We start from the raw sequence: 20,627 nt of genomic DNA, 5'->3' as shown, positions 1-20,627 counted from the left end.
CGGGCGTCGTAGCGGGTATGGACTACTGCCTTTCCGACGGGGACGGGTCGGCGACGATGTGGAGCGCACCGCTGGATACCGATGTGGACGGCAACGGCACACTCGACGCGGTCGGTCTGGATGTCGACGGCGACGGCGGCGTGGACGACGCGCTGGCCGATCTCGACGGTGACGGCATCGCCGATCACGCGGTGCTGGACGGCGAGAGCTATTTCACCGACGACGGGTCGGGCACGTGGGCGGTCAGCGTGGACCGCGGCGGGCAACTGCGGTGGTTCGGCCTCGACGGCGTCGAACAGGTCGGCGGCCCAACGGCCGATCTGGACGGCGACGGGCAGGCCGGCGACCGGCTCATCGACATCGACGGCAACGGGCTGGCCGACCGCGCGCTCGGCGACGGCATCGCCTACGTCGACACCGACGGCGACGGCGCGTGGGACCTCAAGCTGACCGACAGCGACGGCGACGGCAGGGCCGACGCCGCCAACGCACTCTAGCCGCGCCCGGGCCCGGGCGGGCCCGCGAAAGCCTGCGCGATCGTCAGCCACTTCTGCGCGTCGTCACCCTCGGCAGTGACATCGAGCTCCGCCAGGGGACGCCGCTGAGTGACCAGCAGGCAGAAGTCCTCCGCCGACCCCGTCACGCGTTGCGGCGCCTCCTGCGGGCCCCACATCCACACGGCGCCGTCGGGAGCCGTCAGCTCGACCCGGAACGGGTCCGTCGGCACCGCAAGGCCGTTGATCGCGAACGCGAAGTCACGCGTCCGGACACCGATGTGCGCGATCGAGCGCAGCCGCGCAGTTGCGGGCCGTTTCACGTCGAGCGCGTCGGCGACGTCGAGGCCGTGCGCCCACGTCTCCATCAACCGTGCGGTGGCCATCGACGCGGCGCTCATCGGCGGTCCGAACCAGGGCAGCTTGCGGTCGTCGGGCACCGTGCCCAGCGCGTCGTGCAACTGGTCTCGGGTGCGGCGCCAGTCGGCCAGCAGGTCGGCGGGTGCGGTGGCGGCGATCTCCTCGGCGCCGCGGTCGACGAAACCGCTCGGGTCTACGGCGGCCGCACCGAGCACTTCGTTGAAACCGCCCTCGTCGTTGACCGACAACAGGGCCACCCGGTCGGTCCACAGCAGATGAGCGATCTGGTGTGCGACGGTCCAGCCCGGCGCCGGGGTCTCCGTCGTCCAGGCGTCGGCCAGCAGGTCGGCGACCAGACCGTCGAGGTAGTCGCTCTCGGCTCGCAGGTCGTCCAGAATCGGAGCCGCTGTCGCCATGGCGGTCACCTTAGCCCGGCGCTTGGGCGCGCCGGGCGACGCCGGCATGCACCGCGAGGCCGATGAGGTACAGCGCCGAACCGGCGACGGCCAGCCCGGGGGACCGGCCGTCGGCGGGGATGACCGCCGCCGCCGCCGTGAGCGCGGCGATGAACGAGATCCAGAACACCGCATCCTGGACGGCGAACATATGGCCGCGCAGCGCGTCGTCGACATCGATCTGCATCGCGGTGTCGGCGCACAGCTTGACGACCTGACCGGCCGCGCCGAGCAGGAACCCGCACAGCACCATCACGGGCAGCTGCAGACCGACGCCGCCGAGCTGGATGGCCGCCGCCAGCAACAGCGCTCCGTTGGCGGTCCGGTACCGGCCCCATCGGCCGACGGCGCCCGGCGTGATCAGCGTCGCCAGAAACAACCCGACGCCGCCTGCGCCGAGGAACAGCGCGGCGGTGCCGATGCCCGCGACGCTCTGGGTGTCACCGTGTCGCACCATGACAAGCACCAGCATGGTGTTGATCCCGAGCACCATCCGATGAGTGGCCAGCCCGGCGAGCGTGCCCGCGACAGTCGGCACCGACAGCGCCGTGCGCGCGCCGTGCAGCCAGCCGGTCGCAACGGCGTAGGCCACCGACCCGTGAATCGTCCGCACACTTCGGTGCGGCCCGAGTACATGAGCGGGGAAGCGCACCGACAACAGCAACGCCAGCGAGACCGGGATCACGACGATGAAGATGATTGCTGCGGCGCCCGTGTCGTCGGCCCCGATCAGTCCGCGGGGCGCCAACATGAAGGCGGCGCCGAGGAACGCCGCAGCACCGCCGGTGGCCGTCGCGACGGAGTTCATCGTGACCACCTGGTCGCGGGGCACCACGTCGGGCAGGGCGGCCGACAGGCCGGAGGACACGAAGCGGGTGAAGCCGTTGACGACCAGCGCGCCGAACAGGATGGGTAGATCGCTGGCGCCGGCCAACAGTAGGGCGGCGATCGCGAGCACGAGGACGACCCGCGTGCAGTTCGCGCCGATCAGCACCTGTCGCCTGTCCCATCGGTCCAGCAGCGCACCTGCGAACGGACCCAGCACCGAGTACGGCAGGTACATGACGGCGAACGCGCCCGCGACCTCCCATGGGCCTGCCGGGCGGTCGGGATTGAACAACAATCCGCCCGCGAGGCCGGCCTGAAACAGGCCATCGCCGAACTGGCTCGCCGTCCTCAATTCAAGCAGTCGCCAGAACTCGGGAAGGCTGCGCACAGACCGCCACAGGGCCATCGGTGCGTGAGCGTCAACCACAGGGATTAACAGTACAAATATCCCGGCAGGCCGCGCTTGTTCGCCACCTTGATCGTTCGCTGGTGACATGATGGTCAGGTGGCGCAGTCAGAAGATCCGGAGGACTTCATCGCTCCGACGGCGAACCGGGTGCGCGCCGGAACGCTGCTGCTGGCCAACACCGATCTGCTCGAACCGACCTTCCGCCGCAGCGTCATCTACATCGTCGAGCACAACGACGGCGGCACACTCGGGGTGGTTCTGAACCGGGCCAGCGAAACCGCCGTGTACAACGTGCTGCCGCAGTGGGCCAAGCTCGCCACCAAGCCGAAGACGATGTTCATCGGCGGTCCGGTGAAGCGCGACGCCGCGCTGTGTCTTGCGACATTGCGCGTCGGCACCGATCCGAGCGGGGTGCCGGGCATCCGGCATGTGCAGGGCCGGATGGTGATGGTCGACCTGGACGCCGAACCCGAGGCGATCGCGCCGCTGGTCGAAGGCGTGCGCATCTTCGCCGGGTACTCGGGCTGGACGATCGGCCAACTCGAGGGCGAGATCGAGCGCGACGACTGGATCGTATTGTCGGCGCTGCCATCCGACGTTCTGGTCCAGGCGAGGGTGGATCTGTGGGGACGCGTGCTGCGGCGCCAGCCGCTGCCGTTGTCGTTGCTGGCGACACACCCGATCGATATCAGCCGCAACTAGTTTCGCCTAGTTGCGCGACAGGGTGCAGGTCGCGCAGGCGGCGGTTCCGCATCCCGCCGACACTCCTGCACAAGCGGGTGCCGCTATCGCACTCGCCGCGACGAACTTCGCGCTCTGCCAGCAACCGGCGGCCACCGTGGCGACCGCCCCGATCACACAGACCGCGACGACAACTGCGCCGGTGTCCGGCTGCGAGGACAGCGCCACCACTCCCGCGACGGTCAGCATCGCCGCGGCGGCGAGCTGTGTCGGTGCGACTGCGCGCAGGACCTGCCGGATCATGTCGGCGGAGCGGGGACGCGACAACGTCCACGCGCCGAGGGCGGCGGTCGCGGCGGCGGCAGACAAACAACCCACCGCCGCGAAGAGCATGCGGCCTACCTTAGGGGGCACCGCCCATGTCGCGCTACCGGGGCGGTGACTGCGCGAGCGCCGGCGCCCGCGCCGCCGCTGAAGCTGGTGCGCCGACGGCACTGATCTTGAATCCGTTGGTGATTGCGTCGGTGGCGCTCGCGGTGGGGACGGCTTCAGCGGCGGTAGTGGTGACCGAGAGCGACACGAGGTACTTGTCGGGACCGGCGGTGGCAATGGTGTGCCTGCGCGACGTGTTGAGCGTCATGTTGTTGTCCCGGTAGGTGCCTTCGATCATCGCCGACGGCATGCCACCGAAGTCGGCCAGCGACGCGTTGGTGGTGCGCCATGCGGTCAGCTGTTGGGAATCGATGTAGCCATGGGTGATGGCGTCCTTGGCATCGAAGCTGCCGCCGACGAGTTTGTAGACGACTAGTGCCGCGTTCGAGGTGTAGACGCCGTCGCCGCCGACCCGGTCGGCGAGCACCGCGAACGCGTCGGGCACGTTCGGGTCCGGCACCTGCGACCAGCCGCGCGGGACGGGCAGCACGATGTTGAGCGCCTTGAAGTCGTGGGCCACCTGGGGTTCGAGCTTGACGCCCTTCTCCTTGAAGAAATCTGCCAATGGCACCGAGGCGGCGGGCACCAGCGTTTGGGGCGTCACCGCGGCCGCGGCGGGCATCACGCCGGCACCGGCCAGCGGCTGGGCGGCGGGTGCGGAGGGTGCGACGCCGAGTGGGCCGGTGGCCTGGGCGGCCGCGGCGGCACCGGGCATGACGGGCACCGTCTGGGCGACGGTCGCGGGCGCGGGCTGCGGAAGATAGGGATAGACAGGGTCGGCTGCGGCGGTGTTGCCGGCCAGGCCGAGCACGCCGGCCATACCCGCGGCGACACCGCCTGCCAAGATCCGCCAGCGGCGGGCATTGTCTTTCATCGCCCGATCCCCTCCCGAGTCCTTTCGGCTGCGGGGCGAGACATGCCCCTGGTCAGGGGGCGACCGTAACCCCGGGGCGGAGTTGGCCACCAGGCCTGGGACCGAGCTGGAATGAACCCCTGACCGCTCCGCAATGCAACCGATACCTGCCCGTGGCCGAAGGACGGTCCGCAGCGGCCCTTTACCCTTGTTCACGTGAGCAGTGAGTCGGTCGCCGACACCGCCGATGCGCCAGCCGACACCCCGAAGTATCGATACACCGCGAAACTGGCCGGGGAGATCGAGCGTGCCTGGCAGCAGACGTGGTCGCAGCAGGGCACCTTTCACGTGCCCAACCCGGTGGGCTCGTTGGCGCCGACGGACGGAACGCCGATTCCCGCCGACAAGATGTTCGTCCTCGACATGTTCCCGTACCCGTCGGGCGAGGGATTGCACGTCGGGCATCCGCTCGGGTATATCGCGACCGACGTCTACGCCCGCTACTTCCGGATGACGAGCCGCAATGTATTGCACGCGTTGGGCTTCGACGCGTTCGGCCTGCCCGCAGAGCAGTACGCGGTGCAGACCGGCACCCATCCGCGCACCAGGACCGAGGCGAACATCGTCAATTTCCGGCGTCAGCTGGGCAGACTCGGACTCGGCCACGATGCCCGCCGCAGCTTCTCCACAACCGACGTCGAGTTCTACAAGTGGACGCAGTGGATCTTCCTGCAGATCTACAACGCGTGGTTCGATGTCGACCTCAACAGGGCCCGCCGCATCGAGGAACTGGTCGGCGAGTTCGAATCCGGGCGCCGCGGCCTCGACGACGGCAGGCAGTGGTCGGCGTTGTCATCGGATGAACGCGCCGACGTCATCGACGCCCACCGGTTGGTGTATCGGGCCGACTCGATGGTCAACTGGTGCCCGGGACTCGGCACCGTGCTGGCGAACGAGGAGGTCACCTCCGACGGGCGCAGCGACCGCGGCAACTTCCCGGTGTTTCGGAAGCGGTTGCGGCAGTGGATGATGCGCATCACCGCCTACTCAGACAGGCTGCTCGAGGATCTCGACGTGCTGGAATGGCCGGAGAAGGTCAAGAGCATGCAGCGCAACTGGATCGGCCGGTCCACCGGCGCGTCGGTGTCGTTCGCGACCGACGCCGATGACATCGAGGTGTTCACCACCCGGCAGGACACGCTGTTCGGCGCCACCTACATGGTGCTGGCTCCCGAGCATCCGCTTGTCGAAGAACTGACCGCGGCCGATTGGCCCGACGCGGTGAACCCGCGGTGGACCTTCGGGGCGGCCACCCCGGCGGAGGCGGTCGCCGCCTACCGGCGCTCGATCGCGGCGAAGTCCGATCTGGAGCGTCAGGAGAACAAGTCGAAGACGGGCGTGTTCCTGGGCAGTTACGCGACCAACCCCGTCAACGGCTCGCAGATCCCGGTCTTCATCGCCGACTACGTCCTGGTCGGCTACGGCACGGGCGCCATCATGGCGGTTCCCGGCGGAGACCAACGAGACTGGGACTTCGCCAGGGAATTCGACCTCCCGATCATCGAAGTCGTTGCGGGCGGCGATATTTCGCAGGCCGCCTATAACGGCGACGGCGAGATGGTGAACTCAGGCTTCTTGAACGGCCTCAGCGTCGAGTCGGCCAAGGAGGCGATCACCAAGCGGTTGGAGGCCGACGGGCGGGGCAGGGCCCGCGTCGAGTACAAGCTGCGAGACTGGTTGTTCGCCCGGCAGCGCTACTGGGGTGAGCCGTTCCCGATCGTCTACGACGAGAACGGGCGCGCGCACCCCCTTCCCGAATCCGAGTTGCCCGTCGAACTGCCCGACATCGAAGACTATTCGCCGGTCTTGTTCGACCCCGACGACGCCGACAGCGTCCCGTCGCCGCCGCTGAACAAGGCGACCGATTGGGTGCACGTCGAGCTGGACCTCGGCGACGGCCCCAAGACCTACACCCGCGACACCAACGTCATGCCGCAGTGGGCGGGCAGCTCGTGGTACCAGCTGCGCTACACCGATCCGCACAACTCCGAAGCCATGTGCGACAAGGAGAACGAGGCGTACTGGATGGGGCCGCGGCCCTCCGAGCACGGTCCTGACGATCCCGGCGGTGTCGACCTCTACGTCGGCGGCGTCGAGCACGCGGTGCTGCACCTGCTCTATGCGCGGTTCTGGCACAAGGTGCTCTACGACCTCGGGCACGTGTCGTCGCGGGAGCCGTACCGCCGGCTGGTCAACCAGGGTTACATCCAGGCGCACGCCTACACCGACGCGCGCGGCACGTACGTCCCTGCCGCCGAAGTCGTCGAGCGGGAGGGCAGGTACTACTGGGAGGGGCCCGACGGCGAGATCGAGGTCAACCAGGAGTTCGGCAAGATCGGCAAGAGCCTGAAGAACTCGGTGTCGCCCGACGAGATCTGCGACAACTACGGCGCGGACACGCTGCGGATGTACGAGATGGCGATGGGCCCGCTCGAAGCGTCGCGGCCGTGGGCGACGAAGGACGTCGTCGGCGCATACCGGTTTCTGCAGCGGGTGTGGCGACTTGTCGTCGACGAACAGACCGGCGATCTCCGCGTCGCCGACGAGGAACCGGACGACGAGACGCTGCGGGCGTTGCACCGCACGATCGCCGGGGTGACCGACGACTATGCGTCGCTGCGCAACAACACGGCGGGCGCGAAGCTGATCGAGTACACCAACCACTTGACCAAACGGCACAGCGGAGCGGTGCCGCGCGCCGCGGTCGAACCGCTCGTGCTGATGGTGGCGCCGCTGGCCCCGCACCTCGCCGAGGAACTGTGGCAGCGGCTCGGCCACCCGAAGTCGCTGGCACACGGTCCATTCCCGGTCGCCGACGAGGCGTACCTGACCGTGCACACCGTCGAGTTCCCGGTGCAGGTCAATGGGAAGGTGCGCGGCCACATCACGGTGCCCGCCGACGCCGATGCCGATGCGATCGAGACGGCCGCGCTGGCCGACGAGAAGGTGCAGGCGTTCCTCGACGGGGCGGCACCGAAGAAGGTGATCGTGGTCGCCGGCCGCCTGGTCAACCTGGTCGTCTAGTTCCAGCCGAGCTGGCGCAGGGTGTAGCCGTCGTTCCAGATCTTCGTCATGTGGCCGATCTTGTCGCCGTCGAAATCCATGACGTAGACGTAGTCGGCGGCTGCGCTCTTGGCGGTCGGCGGCACCGGGCCGCCCTCGCCGGTATGCGTCCCGCGGAAGATTCCGTAAGCCGCAACGTTGTTGCGGTCCTCGTCGACGGCGAACGAGCGCACCTCTGCCGTGCCGTCGGGCAGCGGTGTCAGCAGGTTCTTCATCCACTCGGTGTACGCCTCGAGGGTGTCGATGCCGGCCAGCGCATCGGTCTGGCCTGCGAATGTCGCGCCGGGATGGCAGTACGGCGCACAACCGTCCCATCCCTTGCCGGTCTCACACGCGTCGAAGAATTGTCCTGCGGTCTCCCTGATCGAACTCATACAGTGATTCTGGCGCGAAAACCTACGCTCGGCGCCGGAAATCACGCCGAAATCACCGGGGCCGGACGATGACCTCTTGGATGTCGGCCTCGGGCGGGGCGTTGACGGTGGCGGCCACGATATTCGCGACGGTCTGCGGGCTGAGAAATCGCTCGGGCTTGTACTCGCCGCCCTCGTAGGCGACGAGCCCTTCCTGCATCACCGTCGCGATCCGCCCCGGATGGATGGACGTCACCCGAAGCTGCGGCTCGTCGTTGCGCAGCGAGTCCGCGAAGCCACGCAGCGCGAACTTACTGGCGCTATACGACGCCAGTCCGGGCGACGCGTTGATCCCTGCGCCGGAATTGATGAACAGCACCTGACCGCGGGCGGTGCGTAAGGCAGGCAATAGGGCCAGCGTAAGGGCCACCGCGCCAACGACATTGACCTCCATGGTGACGCGCCACTCGTCGACCGTCGACTCCGCGACCCTGCCGGGGAAGGCGGCGCCCGCGTTGTGAATCAGCACATCGAGCTCGTCGATGGGCTCCACGACGGCGGGGATGGCGTCGGCGTCCTCCAGATCCAGCGGCCAGGTGGTGGCGGCGAGCCGCTCGGCGAGGGCGTCGAGCCGGTCCGACGGCCGGCCGCCGAGAAAAAGCGTGTGGCTGGGTGCGAGGGCCTCGGCGATGGCCGTCCCGAGCCCGCCCGCCGGTCCGGTGATGAAGGCGGTCGGCATGCCGGTCACCCTACCTACTGCGAGTATTGAGGAGATGGCACCGGATCCCAGCTTCGCTCCCACGCAGCTCGCGGCGCGCGCGGCATATCTGCTGCGCGGCAACGACCTGGGTGTGATGACGACCGCGGCCCCGCTGCTCTACCCCCACATGTGGAGCTGGGACGCCGCCTTCGTGTCCATCGGGCTGGCCCCGCTGAGCGTCGAGCGGGCCGTCGTCGAACTCGACACCCTGCTGTCGGCGCAGTGGACCAACGGGATGATCCCGCACATCGTGTTCGCCAACGGGGTCGACGGCTACTTCCCGGGGCCCGCGCGATGGGCGACGTCCGCGCTGGCCGTCAACGCGCCGCGCACGCGGCACACGTCGGGAATCACGCAGCCGCCGGTGCACGCGATCGCGGTGCAGCGCATCCTCGACCATGCCCGGTCGCGCGGTCGCTCAACCCGCGCAGTGGCCGAGGCGTTCCTCGACCGCCGGTGGGACGGTCTGGTGCGCTGGCACCGCTGGCTGGCCGAAGCCCGCGATCAGAACTCGCACGGCAGGGTGACGCTGTACCACGGGTGGGAGTCGGGGATGGACAATTCGCCGCGTTGGGATGCCGCCTACGCCAACGTGATTCCGGGCAATGTGCCGGAATACCAGCGCGAGGACAACACCATCGTCACCGACGCCAGCCAGCGTCCGTCCGACCTGGAGTACGACCGCTACCTGTGGCTGGTCGAAGAGATGAAGTCGGCGCACTACGACGACGACCTGCTGCCCAAGGTGATGAGCTTCGCCGTCGAGGACGTGTTCGTCTCGGCTGTGCTGTCGGTGGCATGCACGGTGCTCGCTGAGATCGGCGAGGACTACAAGCGCCCGCACGCCGACGTAAGGGACCTGTACGGGTGGGCGGAGCGATTCCGCGCGGGCGTCGTCGAGACAACCGATGAAAGAACCGGCGCGGCAAGAGATTACGACGTCCGGGCCGGCAGGTGGATCGCCACCGAGACGGTCGCGCAGTTCGCCCCGCTCTTGTGCGGCGGCCTGCCGCACGACAAGGAGCGGACGCTGCTGCGGCTGTTGGAGGGCCCGCGGTTCTGCGGGCACCCGGACCTGAGGTACGCCCTCATCCCGTCGACGTCCCCGGTGTCTCGCCACTTCCGCTCTCGCGAGTACTGGCGTGGGCCGGTCTGGCCGGTGATGACCTGGTTGTTCTCCTGGGCCTTCGCCCGCCGGGGCTGGGCCGAGCGGTCGCTGATCCTGCGGCGAGAAGGCCTGCGGCAGGCCAGCGACGGCACCTTCGCCGAGTACTACGAACCGTTCACCGGGGAGCCGCTGGGCAGTATGCAGCAGTCATGGACCGCCGCCGCGGTGCTCGACTGGTTGGGCTAGCTTTCTTCCTGGCCGCTTCCCTGGTCGGCCAGCCGCGACATCGGACCCAACGCCTTGGTCAGGGTTTCGACGTCGTCGTTGGTGAGCTTGCCGAGCATCGCCGCCAGCGCATCCCGCCGCGCGGCGAGGGCCTCCCGGTGTTGGACCAGCCCACGCGGCGTGACCTCGACCAGAACCGCGCGCAGATCCGATGCGTCGCGCGACCGTTTCACCAGGCCCAGCTTCTCCAGCCGGCGGATCGCCACCGTGGTGGTCGGAGTGCGCACGCGTTCGTGGGCCGCAAGGTCGGTCATCCGGATGGGACCCTTTTCCAGCAGGGTCAACAGGATGGAGAGCTGCGCGAGCGTCAGATCGCCTCCTGCGGTGCTGCCCTTGACGTCGCGGCGCCGTAAGACGGAGAAAAGCTTGGACAGGACGCGCTGCAGCTCGGCTGCCAGCTCGTCGACCTGCGCTTCTGTCTCCACCATAGTTCGCTAGTCTAACCGGTGAGGACCTGCCGGTATGCAATCACGCAATGTTTGTGGTTACAAAAGTTGCGACAGAAACCGTTGTAACCTTCCTGTCTGCGCGGCGTCGAAGATTTGCTCCGGCGGGCCCGACTCGACGACCTTGCCGTGATCCATGAACACCACGGCATCCGACGCCGACCGCGCGAAGCCCATCTCGTGTGTCACGACCACCATCGTCATGCCGTCCGCGCCGAGGTCGGCGATCAACTCGAGGATTCCCTTCACCAGTTCCGGGTCCAGCGCCGAGGTGGCCTCGTCGAAGAACATCACCTGCGGAGTCATGGCGAGCGCACGGGCGATGGCGACACGCTGCTGTTGGCCGCCCGACAGAGTTCCCGGCCGAACATCGGCCTTGTGCCGCAGACCAACTCGCTCCAGCTGAGCCAACCCGAGCCCGCGGGCCTCGTCGGCGCCGAGTTTCTTGAGCTTGCGCGGTGCCAGCGTCACGTTGTCGAGCACGGAGCGGTGCGGGAACAGATTGAACTGCTGGAACACCATGCCGATCCGTTGGCGCAGAGCGTCGGGGTTGTCGCGCAGCACCGACTTACCGTCCAAGAGGATGTCGCCCTTGGCCGGCTCGTAGAGCCGGTTGAGCGTGCGCAGCAGTGTCGACTTACCCGAGCCCGACGGTCCGATCACCGCGGCGGTCGTGCCTGCGGGCACGTCGATGTCAACGCCGCGTAACACCGCGCTGGGGCCGAACGACAGATGAATGTCCGTGCCGGTCAATGAGACTGGCTGTGCAGTGGCCGACATCAGATCATCTCCTGCGACGATGCGGGGTTGACCGGCGACAGCGGATCCTCCGGCTCGGGAGGTTTGCCGCTGCGCAATCGGGCATCGATGTAGTTGACCAGGTGGGTCAGCGGAATGGTCAGCGCCAGATAGAACAGGCCCGCGGCCACCAGCGGTGACAGGTTGCCGGTCTGCGCATTGAGATCGCGGCCGACCTGGAACAGCTCGCGCTGGTTGGCGACAAGGCCGAGGAAATACACCAGCGAACTGGCCTTGAGCAGTGAGATGAACTGGTTCACCAGCGCAGGCAGCACCCGTCGAATCCCCTGTGGCACCACCACAAGACGCATCGACGACGAGTAGCTGAAGCCCAACGCCCGCGAAGCCTCGAGCTGACCGGCCTCGACGCTTTGGATCCCGGAGCGGAATATTTCGCCGATGTAGGCGGCCGCCATCAAGCCCAGTGCCGCGATGCCGAGCGGATAGGGATTGTTTCCGGTCAGCCCGCCGACCACCGGGCCGATACCGAGGCCGATCAGCAGGATGATCACCACTTCGGGCAGGCCGCGGAAGATGTCGGTGTACACACGCGCGGGCCAGCGCAGCCAACGGGCGCGGGAGATGCCCGCGACCGCCAGCGCCATTCCGAGTAGCAGCCCGATCACACTGGCACTGACGGTCAGGATCAGGGTGTTCGGCAGGCCCGTCTTCAACAGGGTGGGGACCGCCTGCTTGTACAGGTCCCAATCGAGGAATGTGTCCGCGAGCTGCGACAGCGCCGACTTCGGTTGCGCCGCAGTTGAACCCGCAGCCTCGCCTTGGTGGCTGGCGGCGATGGCCGCGAAATCGGGCAGTTTCGGTACGGGCGCGGCCTTGGACCCCGGTTTCCACCCGGAGGGCAGCTCGCGCGGCACCCAGTCGGAGTACAGCCGCGACCAGGTGCCGTCGGCGATGACGGCATCCAGCCCGGAGTTCAGCGCGTCGATCAGCGGCTTGTTTTCCTTGGCGACGGCGTAGGCGACGAAATTGTCGAGGCTGAAGGTGTTTTCGACGATCTCGGCGGGGTCGCCGGGCTGCACGGTGCCCTGCGCCTGCTGCGACGGCGCCACCCACGCGTCGACCTGGCGGGTCTTCAAGCTGGCGTAGAGGGTGTTGTAGTCGGGGAACTTGACCGGGTCCAGGTGCAGCGAGTCGACGACGTAGGCCTCCTGCACGGTGCCCTGCACGACGCCGATGCGCTGCCCGGCGGCGAGTTTGTCGAATCCGGTGATCGCCGAACCGGTCGGCACGACCAGCGAGAAGTAGCCGAAGTCGTAGCCGTTGGTGAACCCGACGGTCTTGCGCCGGGCGTCGGTGGTGGTGATCGACGACGATCCGACGTCGAAGCGCCGCGATGCCACCTGGGCGAGGAGTCCGGAGAACTCGGTGCCGACGAAATTGATTCGCAATCCGAGCTTTTCGGCGGCCGCGCGTAGTAGCTCGTTGTCGAAGCCGGTGAACTGGCCCGCTGAGTTGATGCAAATGCTGGGCGGCGCGTCGGACAGCGTGCCGACCGTGAGCACGCCGGGCGTGCCAAGACCGAGCGCGTCGACCTTGACGGTGTCGAGCAGCTGCACCGTCGGCGTCGTGTACTTGTCCTCGCCGGGTCCTTGGGCGGCCGACGCCAGGTTCGTCGGAACTGCGCTGGCGCTGTCGACGCCAGGCGGCGCGCACTGGTCGACGTCGGCAGCCGCGGGCCCGGCGAGGGGAATGCTGAACACCAGCAGTGCGACCAGGGCCGAAACGAACGCTTTACCTATCCGGCCCGTGAATGGGGTCATCGGAGTCAACGTAGCGGGAGGGAACGGGTTGGAACCGGCTTCAGCTCATTCAGAACGCAACCGACGGCTGCTTGGCGAGGCTCGAGGGACTGAACACACCGCGGCGCACAAGTTCGACCACCATGATCCGGCCCATGAGTGCCGAACGGCCGGCATTCGCGGCGCGCGCGCCCTCCGGGTCATGGGTGTGGATCGCCGCGGTCTCGGCTTCGAGGAACGGCAGCATCTCGTCATGGTTGTTCATGTAGGTGACCCAGAACGAGCGGGGCATGAAGCTTTGGGAGGCGCGGATCTCGGCAAGCAGTCGCGGGCCGGCGTATTCGTCGTTGATGGTCTGCCGGTACCGCCAGGCCGCTTCCTGGAACGCGCGCGACTCCCGGTTGGCCCGCATGAAGTCGGTCAGCGAGTCCAGCTGGGCGAGCACGTGCGGACGCGGGTCATTGGCTGCGCGCGCCGATGCGATGCCGAGGAGGAGGCCGTGGAGCTCGTGGTGCTCGAGCACGACGGACTCGTCGAAGCGCTCGACGAACGCGCCGCGGTGATAGCGCGTGGACAGGATGCCGTCGTGCTCCAGCTGAACGACGGCCTCCTGAATCGGCACACGGCTCAGGCCGAGCTCTTGGGCGACCTCGTTGCGGTCGACCCGATCACCGGAGCGCAGCTTGCCGGTGAGCACCAGGTTGATGATGTGCGAAACAACCTGGTCCTTTTCTTTGACTCCATACCTCTTCGGCATAGCGGCGACAGTTAATCACGGGAATTGGTCAGTCGGCGGCGATTGACCGAATAGGACTCTTCTGTGTCGCCGGATTTCGACGCAGCCCAGCCTGAATTATTCTCCGGCGCGTTGATCGCGCCAGCGGCACAACGCTTCTGCCTCGCTCAGGTCGTAGTCGGGACCGTTGGCGCCGACGGTGAGAAGGGTGACTCCGAGGTCGGCGAGTGCGTCGGCTTCAGCGAGCAACGCGTCGGTTCCCTTGCCGGAAACACCCGCCGAGCGCTCGATCGCCTCAGGGTCGCGACCGACGTCCGCGCAGTGCCGCGCGAGCACCTCCGATTTCTGCGGATATTCTCTGCTGTCGCTGAACGAGTGCCAGATGTCGCCGTATTGGGCCACCAGCCGCAGCGTCTTCTTCTCGCCCCCGCCGCCGATCAGCACCGGGATGTCGCGGGTCGGCTGCGGGTTGAGCTTGGCCAGCCGCGACGTGATCCGGGGGAACGCGTCGGCCAGGTCATCGAGGCGGCCGCCTGCCGTGCCGAACTCGTAGCCGTACTCGTCGTAGTCCTTCTGCTTCCAGCCCGACCCGATGCCGAGGATCAGCCGGCCGTCGGAGATGTGGTCGACGGTGCGCGCCATGTCGGCCAGCAATTCCGGGTTACGGTACGAATTGCAGGTCACAAGCGCGCCGATTTGAATGCGCGAAGTCTGTTCAGCCCACGCACCGAGCATCGTCCAGCATTCGTAGTGTGGACCGTTCGGGTCGCCGTATAGCGGGAAGAAGTGGTCCCAGTTGAAGGCGACGTCGACGCCGATGTCCTCGCAGCGGCGGACCGCGTCCCGGAGATGGCCGTAGGAAGGTGAATGTTGCGGCTGCAGCTGCACGCCGACACGGATCGAAGGGGGCACGGGTCAATCATTCCCGATTCGGCTACACGCCAATCGGGCAGTCAGATCCCAAGCACGCCGCGCAGGATGTCGACCAGAGCGCGCGGCTGATCGCCCTGTACGGAGTGCCCCGAGTCGGCGACGATGTGGGTGCGCTGGAAACCGGGAGCGCCCTTGGCGAAGGCGTCGGCGTCCTCGTCGTTGACGAAGAACGAGTTGGCGCCGCGCACCAGGGTGGTCGGCATGGTGATCCCAGGCACGTCGTCCCACAGACCCGTAAACGAATCCGGCATCTCTTTGTTCTTGCTTCGGAAGGTGTCGTAGCGCCATGTCCAGGTGCCGTCGTCGTTGTGCTTCGAATTGTGGAAAACGCCCCGCCGCAACGACATCCGGTCGCGGTGCGGTGAGGCCTGAACGGTCACATCGAGCATGGCCTCAAACGACGGAAAGGTGCGATCGCCCTGGACGAGCGCGACGGTGCCCATCTGCGCCTTGGTCATCTCCTCGTGGCGCTCCGGCGCTGACGGGGTGACGTCGACGAGCAGCAGTTCGGGAACAAGCGCCGGTTCGGTGGCGGCGATGCGCAGTGCGGTCAATCCGCCGAGCGACATGCCGACGACGAGCCGCGGATCCGGCGCCCACTCCCGCAGTACGGGTCGCAGTGTCTCGGCGTTGAGCTTCGGCCCGTAGTCGCCGTCCTCGCGCCACGCCGACCGCCCGTGCCCGGGCAGGTCGATTGCCAGCGCGGGCAGGCCGAGGCCGAGGATGACGGTGTCCCAGGTGTGCGCGTTCTGGCCGCCGCCGTGCAGGAACACCACCTCGGGCGGCTCGTCGCCCCATTTCAATGCGCTGATGTCGCCCGAATCCACGCGGACAACCGGCGGCAGTGGGCCGGTGTGGCCGATCTGTTCGGCGTTCTCGGGTAGCAGTGCGAACTCGTCGAGATTCACCAGTTCGTCATCGGGGATTTCCGCCACGGCTCGACATTACGCACCCCCGAAATTCGGGTGCCATCGGAACGACATTGTGTCAGCGTCGAGTGCATGGTTCCGAAGACGCACGCTCCGAAAGGATTGACGATCCGCACGGCCGAGGACGCGGACTGGCCCGCGATGGCGCTGCTGGCGGCGACGTGTTTCGGTTCCTGGCGTCCGGAGGAGTCCAACGAGGCGTGGCGGACCATGATGCCCGCGGACGGCGGCGTCGTTGCGTGCGACGGGCCCGACGTCGTCGGCGTGGCGCTGTACCTGGAATTGGAACTCACCGTGCCGGGTGGCGCCGTGCTGCCGATGGCCGGTGTTTCCTGGGTGGCGGTTTCCCCGACACATCGTCGACGCGGTGTGCTGACGGGGATGTTCGCCGAACTGCACAGTCGGATGGGCGCCTATCCGATCGCCGGGTTGGAGGCGAGTGAGGCGGGCATTTACGGCCGGTTCGGGTACGGGCCCGCGACGGCGTGGCGTGAGCTCGCTGTTGACCGGCGAGAGGCCAGGTTCCACGACGACGTGCCCGACCCCGGCGGCGTGAGGACGGTACGGCCGGCGGAGCACCGCAAGCAATTGGAGGACATCTACGAACGGTGGCGGCTGCGGACGCCGGGCGGACTACACAGCCCGCGCCGACTGTGGGACGAGGTGTTCGCCGACCGCGAGGCGCAGAGATCCGGCGGCAGCGCACTGTTCTGCCTTCTGCACGCCGACGGCTTCGCGCTGTATCGGGTGCACGGCGACGAGAAGAAAAGGATCGAGATCACCAAGCTGGCTGCGGCCACGCCCGAAGCGCACATCGCACTGTGGCGGGTGCTGCTCGGTATGGATCTCTACGAGAAGGTGACCGCGTGGACGCATCCGGACGATGTGCTGCCCTATCTGCTGACGGATCCGCGGCTGGCGCGAACAACCCTTGTCGAGGATGCGCTGTGGCTGCGGATGCTGGACATACCGGCGGTGCTGGAGGCGCGTAGCTACGCCTCCGATGTGTCTGTGGTGCTCGATATTTCGGACGACGTGCTGGACGGAGGCGGCAGATACGCGCTCGAGGTGCGCGACGGGATGGCGCGATGCGCGCCCACCGAGGCCGCCGCAGATGTGCAGACCAATCGGTCGGTGCTCGGCAGCCTGTACATGGGTGGCCACCGCGCCTCGGCCTTTGCCTCCGCACATCGCCTGCGGTGCAACGATTCTGAGCTCTTGACTGCGCTGGACGCGGCGTTCGTCACCCACGTGCCGGCTGAGCTCGGCTATGGCTTCTAGCCTTCGATGAACGTTTCGAGCTCGGTCCGGGCCACGTCGTCGGGCATCTGCTTGGGCGGGCTCTTCATCAGGTAGGCCGATGCGGCCTCGACCGGGCCGCCGATGCCGCGGTCCTTGGCGATCTTCGCCGCGCGGACCGCGTCGATGATGACGCCTGCCGAGTTCGGCGAATCCCACACCTCGAGTTTGTACTCCAGGTTCAGGGGCACGTCACCGAAGGCGCGGCCCTCCAGGCGGACGTATGCCCACTTGCGGTCGTCGAGCCAGCCGACGTGATCGGACGGACCGATGTGCACGTCCTTGGTGTTGAACTCGCGCTGCAGGTTGGAGGTGACGGCCTGGGTCTTGGAGATCTTCTTCGACTCCAGACGCGAACGCTCGAGCATGTTGAGGAAGTCCATGTTGCCGCCGACGTTGAGCTGCATGGTGCGGTCGAGTTGAACGCCGCGATCCTCGAACAGCTTCGCCATCACGCGGTGGGTGATCGTCGCGCCCACCTGGCTCTTGATGTCGTCGCCGACGATCGGCACACCGGCGTCGGCGAACTTCTTGGCCCACACCGGGTCGGAGGCGATGAACACCGGCAGTGCGTTGACGAAGGCCACGCCCGCGTCGATCGCACACTGCGCGTAGAACTTGTCGGCCTCTTCGGAACCCACCGGCAGGTAGGACACCATGACGTCGACGTTGTTGTCCTTCAGTGTCTTGACGACGTCGACCGCGTCGACGTCGGACACCTCGATGGTCTCGGCGTAGTACTTGCCGATGCCGTCGAGCGTCGGGCCGCGCTGCACGGTGACATTGGTCGGCGGGACGTCGGCGATCTTGATGGTGTTGTTCTCCGAGGCGAAGATGGCCTCGGAGAGATCGAAGCCGACCTTCTTGGCGTCCACGTCGAAGGCGGCGACGAACTTGACGTCGCGGACGTGGTACTGGCCCAACTTGACGTGCATCAGGCCGGGCACCGTGGCGTTCTCGTCCGCGTCCTGGTAATACTGCACACCCTGCACAAGTGATGAAGCGCAGTTGCCGACACCGACAATCGCGACCCGCACCTCTGAGTTGGATATCGCCGGCGATCCGGCTCCGACGTGCTCAGTCATGTGGATGTTCTTCCTCTCGATCCAGTGCCATTGAAAACTCTGCTTGTTCTACGACTGCTCGGCTCGGCCTTGAGCTACCCGCTCGGCCGCAATCAAATCGTTGAGCCACTTCACTTCGCGCTCGCTGGACTCCAACCCCAACTGGTGCAGCTGACGGGTGTAGCGATCAAGCGAACTGCTGGCCCGCGCGACGGCTTCACGAAGGCCTTCTCGGCGTTCCTCGACCTGACGACGCCGGCCCTCCAGGATCCGCATCCTGGCTTCGGCAGGGGTGCGGTTGAAGAAGGCGAGATGAACACCGAACCCGTCGTCGGTGTAATTCTGCGGACCGGTGTCGGCCACCAACTCGGCGAAGCGCTGCTTGCCTGCGTCGGTCAGCTGGTACACCCGGCGTGCACGGCGCACCTTGGGAATGCCGTCCGGTGCCGCATTCTCGACGATCAACCCGTCGGCCTGCATCCGGCGCAGCGCGGGATACAGCGAGCCGTAGGAGAACGCCCGGAAAGCACCCAGGAGGCCCGTCAATCTTTTACGCAGCTCGTAGCCGTGCATCGGCGACTCGAGCAGAAGACCCAGCACCGCGAGCTCCAGCATCGAACCACCTCCTTTGCTTGCCGCTACGACGTCTCGACACCTCGCGCAATAGTATCGCGCCGATATATTCGCCGCTACATCGGGTGCCGCCGAAGGAGCTCTGACCAGCGGCTAGCTCGGCTCGTTGATCTGCTTGATCGCGCCGTCAGGTGCTAGGTCGATGAAGCCGCTGCCGAACTCGCTGCTGAGGTAGATACGAATGTTGACCGCGTCCGGCGTCGCCGGATCCTTCGACGGCTCGACGTCGATCCAGGTGTCGGAGATGTCCTTGCGCTGCATCTTCAACGTCTCTGGCGCGCCTCGCAGAACCGCGATGGTCTGCTCGAAGTTGAACTTCCCCAGGTCGACGACGCGATCGTCGCTGTCCACGGTGGAGGTGGAGTTGGGGTCCCCCCAGCCGCCGCGATAGCCGAACATCAGCTTGCGGCGCGGATCCTCGGTGTCGGGGCGGTAGAGCGTCGCCCGGTCCGGACGGATGTTCAATTCGAAGCCCTTGGTGTCACCGAACTTCTGCCGCATCTGTTCGAACAATCCGTTGAGCCCACCCAGCGACTGCAGCTGCCGAGGCGGCGTCAGCACCTTGGCGGAGATGCCGTCGGACTTGGCCCCCGGGTCGGTCTGCAAGCTCAGCGGCGAACTGGTGTTGCCGTACAAGCCCCAGCCGATGCCCATACCGAGAAGCACAAGCACGCCGCCGGTCGCGAGCCGAAGGCCCCAGCCGCCGCCTGCGGGCTGGGCCCACAGCTTGCTAGGGGAGCGTGGCCGCGACTTGAGGGTCGGCAGTTGTACCGGGGCGTTCGCGTTCTGCAGGTCGGCGACCAAGTCCCGCAACTCACCCAGCGTGGCGGCAGTGGTGGCCGACGCCACCCGCTGGCGGTGCTCCTCCATCGACAGTTGTCCCTCGCTGAACGCGCTGTCGAGCACCTGGCAGGTATCGGTGCGGTCGCTGTCTGTTGCACGGGTGCCCGGTGCCTGCCGCGTCGCCACGTCGATGATCGTAGATGTCAACCGGGATATTCGACGCGCTTGACGTTGCTCGCCCCGTCGAGATAGATGAACCCGTTCCTGCCGGATGTCGTGGTGACCTTGACCAAGAGTTCCAGTGCTCCCGGCCCGGCCGGGTCCGAGATGTGGTCGATGTCGATGACGGTGTCCGAGACGTCGGCGGGTGCGATCCGCAGGGCGTCGGGCGCGCCCTGCAGTGCGGCGGCCGCCGTCTGCACATCGAACGCGCCGAGGTCGGTGACGTCGTCGGTGTCGGACCGGGGCCTGGTGTCCGGATCGCCCCAGCCACCCTTGAACGAGTAGATCAGCTTCGAGCGGTCGTCGGCTGGGTTGGGACGGGCGAGCACCGCTTCGTCGGGTGAGATGGCCAGCTCATAGCCCATGGTGTCGCCGAATCTCTTCCGTATCTCGTCGATCAGACCGGCCATCCCGTCCGCCGTGTGCAGTTGCCGGGGCGGAGCAAGCACGACCGGCGCCGGCTCGTCGGGAACCTGGGCTTCCGTCGTCGGGATCGCGGTCATGACGTGGGGCGCCCCGGCCTCGGCTGACGGTGTCGGGGTGGTGGCATCCGGGGCGGGACCGGTGTCGCTCGTCTTGGCCCACGCGATCGCCGCGCCGATCACCACCACCACACCTGTCACCGCCGCGATCACGACCGGGCCGCGGCGCAGATTCGATGATCGTGTGGCGGGCTCGTGCGCCGGATTCGACGGCTGCAGGTCGGTGACCAACGACTGCAGCTCGCCCAGCGTGGTGGCGTTGGTGGCCGCACCAACCCGTTGCCGGTGCTCCTCCATCGAGAGCTGCCCCTCGGCGAGCGCGCTGTCGAGCACCTGACAGGTATCGGCCCGGTCGCTGTCCTTCGCACGGGTGCCCGGTGTCCGCCGCGTCGCCACGTCGA

21 protein-coding genes are annotated in these 20,627 nt (G+C 67.3%); 5 read left to right on the top strand and 16 right to left on the bottom strand.

Annotated elements, in window-relative coordinates; genetic code table 11:
* The first annotated feature begins 17 nt into the window (after positions 1-17).
* Positions 18-497: a pullulanase gene (locus QOC76_RS03790; protein ID WP_526354325.1), complete on the top strand. Its 480-nt coding sequence runs from the start codon at positions 18-20 to the stop codon at positions 495-497.
* Here QOC76_RS03790 and QOC76_RS03785 read toward each other — a convergent pair.
* A complete protein-coding gene (locus QOC76_RS03785) occupies positions 494-1,270 on the bottom strand; it encodes a TIGR03084 family metal-binding protein (RefSeq protein WP_526354323.1) in 777 nt (258 codons plus the stop codon). The two genes, QOC76_RS03790 and QOC76_RS03785, sit on opposite strands and share 4 nt — an antisense overlap.
* A 10-nt stretch (positions 1,271-1,280) precedes the next feature.
* Entirely contained in the window at positions 1,281-2,564 is a 1,284-nt protein-coding gene (locus tag QOC76_RS03780) for an MFS transporter (RefSeq protein WP_526354321.1), read from the bottom strand.
* A 78-nt stretch (positions 2,565-2,642) separates the two neighbouring features.
* Between QOC76_RS03780 and QOC76_RS03775 the strand changes: the two genes are divergently transcribed.
* Entirely contained in the window at positions 2,643-3,248 is a 606-nt protein-coding gene (locus QOC76_RS03775; protein ID WP_526354319.1) for a YqgE/AlgH family protein, read from the top strand.
* Positions 3,249-3,254: 6 nt separating this feature from the next.
* On the opposite strand, the gene QOC76_RS03770 is transcribed toward QOC76_RS03775, so the two are convergent.
* On the bottom strand, positions 3,255-3,620 hold the full coding sequence (locus tag QOC76_RS03770) for a hypothetical protein (RefSeq protein ID WP_526354317.1): 366 nt from the start codon (positions 3,618-3,620) through the stop codon (positions 3,255-3,257).
* A gap of 34 nt (positions 3,621-3,654) precedes the next feature.
* Entirely contained in the window at positions 3,655-4,533 is an 879-nt protein-coding gene (locus QOC76_RS03765) for an LpqN/LpqT family lipoprotein (protein ID WP_526354315.1), read from the bottom strand.
* 195 nt (positions 4,534-4,728) lie between these two features.
* Here QOC76_RS03765 and leuS point away from each other — a divergent pair, with 195 nt between their 5' ends.
* On the top strand, positions 4,729-7,596 hold the full coding sequence (leuS, locus tag QOC76_RS03760; RefSeq protein ID WP_526354313.1) for a leucine--tRNA ligase: 2,868 nt from the start codon (positions 4,729-4,731) through the stop codon (positions 7,594-7,596).
* Here the strand turns inward: leuS and QOC76_RS03755 are convergent.
* Together QOC76_RS03755 and QOC76_RS03750 are read right to left on the bottom strand one after the other, a co-directional pair.
* Positions 7,593-8,009 (bottom strand): ester cyclase, encoded by a 417-nt coding sequence (locus QOC76_RS03755; protein WP_526354311.1) that lies wholly within the window; start codon positions 8,007-8,009, stop codon positions 7,593-7,595. The two genes, leuS and QOC76_RS03755, sit on opposite strands and share 4 nt — an antisense overlap.
* A gap of 52 nt (positions 8,010-8,061) precedes the next feature.
* On the bottom strand, positions 8,062-8,727 hold the full coding sequence (locus QOC76_RS03750; RefSeq protein WP_526354309.1) for an SDR family oxidoreductase: 666 nt from the start codon (positions 8,725-8,727) through the stop codon (positions 8,062-8,064).
* 34 nt (positions 8,728-8,761) lie between these two features.
* Here QOC76_RS03750 and ggh point away from each other — a divergent pair, with 34 nt between their 5' ends.
* On the top strand, positions 8,762-10,102 hold the full coding sequence (gene ggh / locus QOC76_RS03745; RefSeq protein WP_526354345.1) for a glucosylglycerate hydrolase: 1,341 nt from the start codon (positions 8,762-8,764) through the stop codon (positions 10,100-10,102).
* On the opposite strand, the gene QOC76_RS03740 is transcribed toward ggh, so the two are convergent.
* The 6 genes from QOC76_RS03740 to QOC76_RS03715 form a co-directional block, all read right to left on the bottom strand.
* Complete coding sequence (locus QOC76_RS03740; RefSeq protein WP_526354307.1) at positions 10,099-10,569, bottom strand: MarR family winged helix-turn-helix transcriptional regulator; 471 nt, start codon at positions 10,567-10,569, stop codon at positions 10,099-10,101. The genes ggh and QOC76_RS03740 overlap by 4 nt on opposite strands.
* 57 nt (positions 10,570-10,626) lie before the next feature.
* Positions 10,627-11,367 (bottom strand): amino acid ABC transporter ATP-binding protein, encoded by a 741-nt coding sequence (locus QOC76_RS03735; protein WP_526354305.1) that lies wholly within the window; start codon positions 11,365-11,367, stop codon positions 10,627-10,629.
* Positions 11,367-13,166, bottom strand: coding sequence for an ABC transporter substrate-binding protein/permease (locus tag QOC76_RS03730; protein ID WP_526354303.1), 1,800 nt, complete (start codon positions 13,164-13,166; stop codon positions 11,367-11,369). Before QOC76_RS03730 ends, QOC76_RS03735 begins: the two co-directional genes overlap by 1 nt.
* Before the next feature lie 49 nt (positions 13,167-13,215).
* Positions 13,216-13,902: a GntR family transcriptional regulator gene (locus tag QOC76_RS03725; RefSeq protein WP_526354301.1), complete on the bottom strand. Its 687-nt coding sequence runs from the start codon at positions 13,900-13,902 to the stop codon at positions 13,216-13,218.
* Positions 13,903-13,998: 96 nt separating this feature from the next.
* Positions 13,999-14,793, bottom strand: a complete 795-nt coding sequence (locus QOC76_RS03720) for an LLM class F420-dependent oxidoreductase (RefSeq protein ID WP_526354299.1) — start codon at positions 14,791-14,793, stop codon at positions 13,999-14,001.
* Between the two features lie 41 nt (positions 14,794-14,834).
* Positions 14,835-15,749: an Rv0045c family esterase gene (locus QOC76_RS03715; protein WP_526354297.1), complete on the bottom strand. Its 915-nt coding sequence runs from the start codon at positions 15,747-15,749 to the stop codon at positions 14,835-14,837.
* 66 nt (positions 15,750-15,815) lie between these two features.
* On the opposite strand from QOC76_RS03715, the gene QOC76_RS03710 reads away from it, so the two are divergent.
* Positions 15,816-17,024 (top strand): enhanced intracellular survival protein Eis, encoded by a 1,209-nt coding sequence (locus tag QOC76_RS03710; RefSeq protein WP_526354295.1) that lies wholly within the window; start codon positions 15,816-15,818, stop codon positions 17,022-17,024.
* Here the strand turns inward: QOC76_RS03710 and QOC76_RS03705 are convergent.
* The 4 genes from QOC76_RS03705 to QOC76_RS03690 all read right to left on the bottom strand — a co-directional run bounded on the left by QOC76_RS03705 (position 17,021) and on the right by QOC76_RS03690 (position 20,622).
* On the bottom strand, positions 17,021-18,127 hold the full coding sequence (locus QOC76_RS03705; RefSeq protein WP_526354293.1) for an inositol-3-phosphate synthase: 1,107 nt from the start codon (positions 18,125-18,127) through the stop codon (positions 17,021-17,023). The two genes, QOC76_RS03710 and QOC76_RS03705, sit on opposite strands and share 4 nt — an antisense overlap.
* A 48-nt stretch (positions 18,128-18,175) precedes the next feature.
* Positions 18,176-18,721, bottom strand: a complete 546-nt coding sequence (locus QOC76_RS03700) for a PadR family transcriptional regulator (protein ID WP_526354291.1) — start codon at positions 18,719-18,721, stop codon at positions 18,176-18,178.
* A gap of 111 nt (positions 18,722-18,832) precedes the next feature.
* A complete protein-coding gene (locus QOC76_RS03695; RefSeq protein WP_526354289.1) occupies positions 18,833-19,708 on the bottom strand; it encodes a DUF1707 domain-containing protein in 876 nt (291 codons plus the stop codon).
* Positions 19,709-19,725: 17 nt separating this feature from the next.
* The gene (locus tag QOC76_RS03690; RefSeq protein WP_526354287.1) at positions 19,726-20,622 is read right to left on the bottom strand and encodes a DUF1707 domain-containing protein; all 897 of its coding nucleotides are present in this window, start codon (positions 20,620-20,622) and stop codon (positions 19,726-19,728) included.
* Positions 20,623-20,627: the final 5 nt, after the last annotated feature.

Source organism: Mycobacterium sp. (assembly GCF_032159565.1).
In the GTDB taxonomy this organism is placed as follows: Bacteria; Actinomycetota; Actinomycetes; order Mycobacteriales; family Mycobacteriaceae; genus Mycobacterium.
The sequence above is the reverse complement of the archived record's forward strand: the minus strand, read 5'-3'. Positions and strand labels throughout refer to the sequence as shown.

What these genes read in the sequence shown, in the direction of transcription:
- QOC76_RS03790 (WP_526354325.1), top strand. Translation starts at nt 18, where the DNA reads ATGGACTACTGCCTTTCCGACGGGGACGGGTCGGCGACGATGTGGAGC.
- QOC76_RS03785 (WP_526354323.1), bottom strand. Translation starts at nt 1,270, where the DNA reads ATGGCGACAGCGGCTCCGATTCTGGACGACCTGCGAGCCGAGAGCGAC.
- QOC76_RS03770 (WP_526354317.1), bottom strand. Translation starts at nt 3,620, where the DNA reads ATGCTCTTCGCGGCGGTGGGTTGTTTGTCTGCCGCCGCCGCGACCGCC.
- QOC76_RS03765 (WP_526354315.1), bottom strand. Translation starts at nt 4,533, where the DNA reads ATGAAAGACAATGCCCGCCGCTGGCGGATCTTGGCAGGCGGTGTCGCC.
- QOC76_RS03755 (WP_526354311.1), bottom strand. Translation starts at nt 8,009, where the DNA reads ATGAGTTCGATCAGGGAGACCGCAGGACAATTCTTCGACGCGTGTGAG.
- QOC76_RS03750 (WP_526354309.1), bottom strand. Translation starts at nt 8,727, where the DNA reads ATGCCGACCGCCTTCATCACCGGACCGGCGGGCGGGCTCGGGACGGCC.
- ggh (WP_526354345.1), top strand. Translation starts at nt 8,762, where the DNA reads ATGGCACCGGATCCCAGCTTCGCTCCCACGCAGCTCGCGGCGCGCGCG.
- QOC76_RS03740 (WP_526354307.1), bottom strand. Translation starts at nt 10,569, where the DNA reads ATGGTGGAGACAGAAGCGCAGGTCGACGAGCTGGCAGCCGAGCTGCAG.
- QOC76_RS03735 (WP_526354305.1), bottom strand. Translation starts at nt 11,367, where the DNA reads ATGTCGGCCACTGCACAGCCAGTCTCATTGACCGGCACGGACATTCAT.
- QOC76_RS03730 (WP_526354303.1), bottom strand. Translation starts at nt 13,166, where the DNA reads ATGACCCCATTCACGGGCCGGATAGGTAAAGCGTTCGTTTCGGCCCTG.
- QOC76_RS03725 (WP_526354301.1), bottom strand. Translation starts at nt 13,902, where the DNA reads ATGCCGAAGAGGTATGGAGTCAAAGAAAAGGACCAGGTTGTTTCGCAC.
- QOC76_RS03710 (WP_526354295.1), top strand. Translation starts at nt 15,816, where the DNA reads ATGGTTCCGAAGACGCACGCTCCGAAAGGATTGACGATCCGCACGGCC.
- QOC76_RS03705 (WP_526354293.1), bottom strand. Translation starts at nt 18,127, where the DNA reads ATGACTGAGCACGTCGGAGCCGGATCGCCGGCGATATCCAACTCAGAG.
- QOC76_RS03700 (WP_526354291.1), bottom strand. Translation starts at nt 18,721, where the DNA reads ATGCTGGAGCTCGCGGTGCTGGGTCTTCTGCTCGAGTCGCCGATGCAC.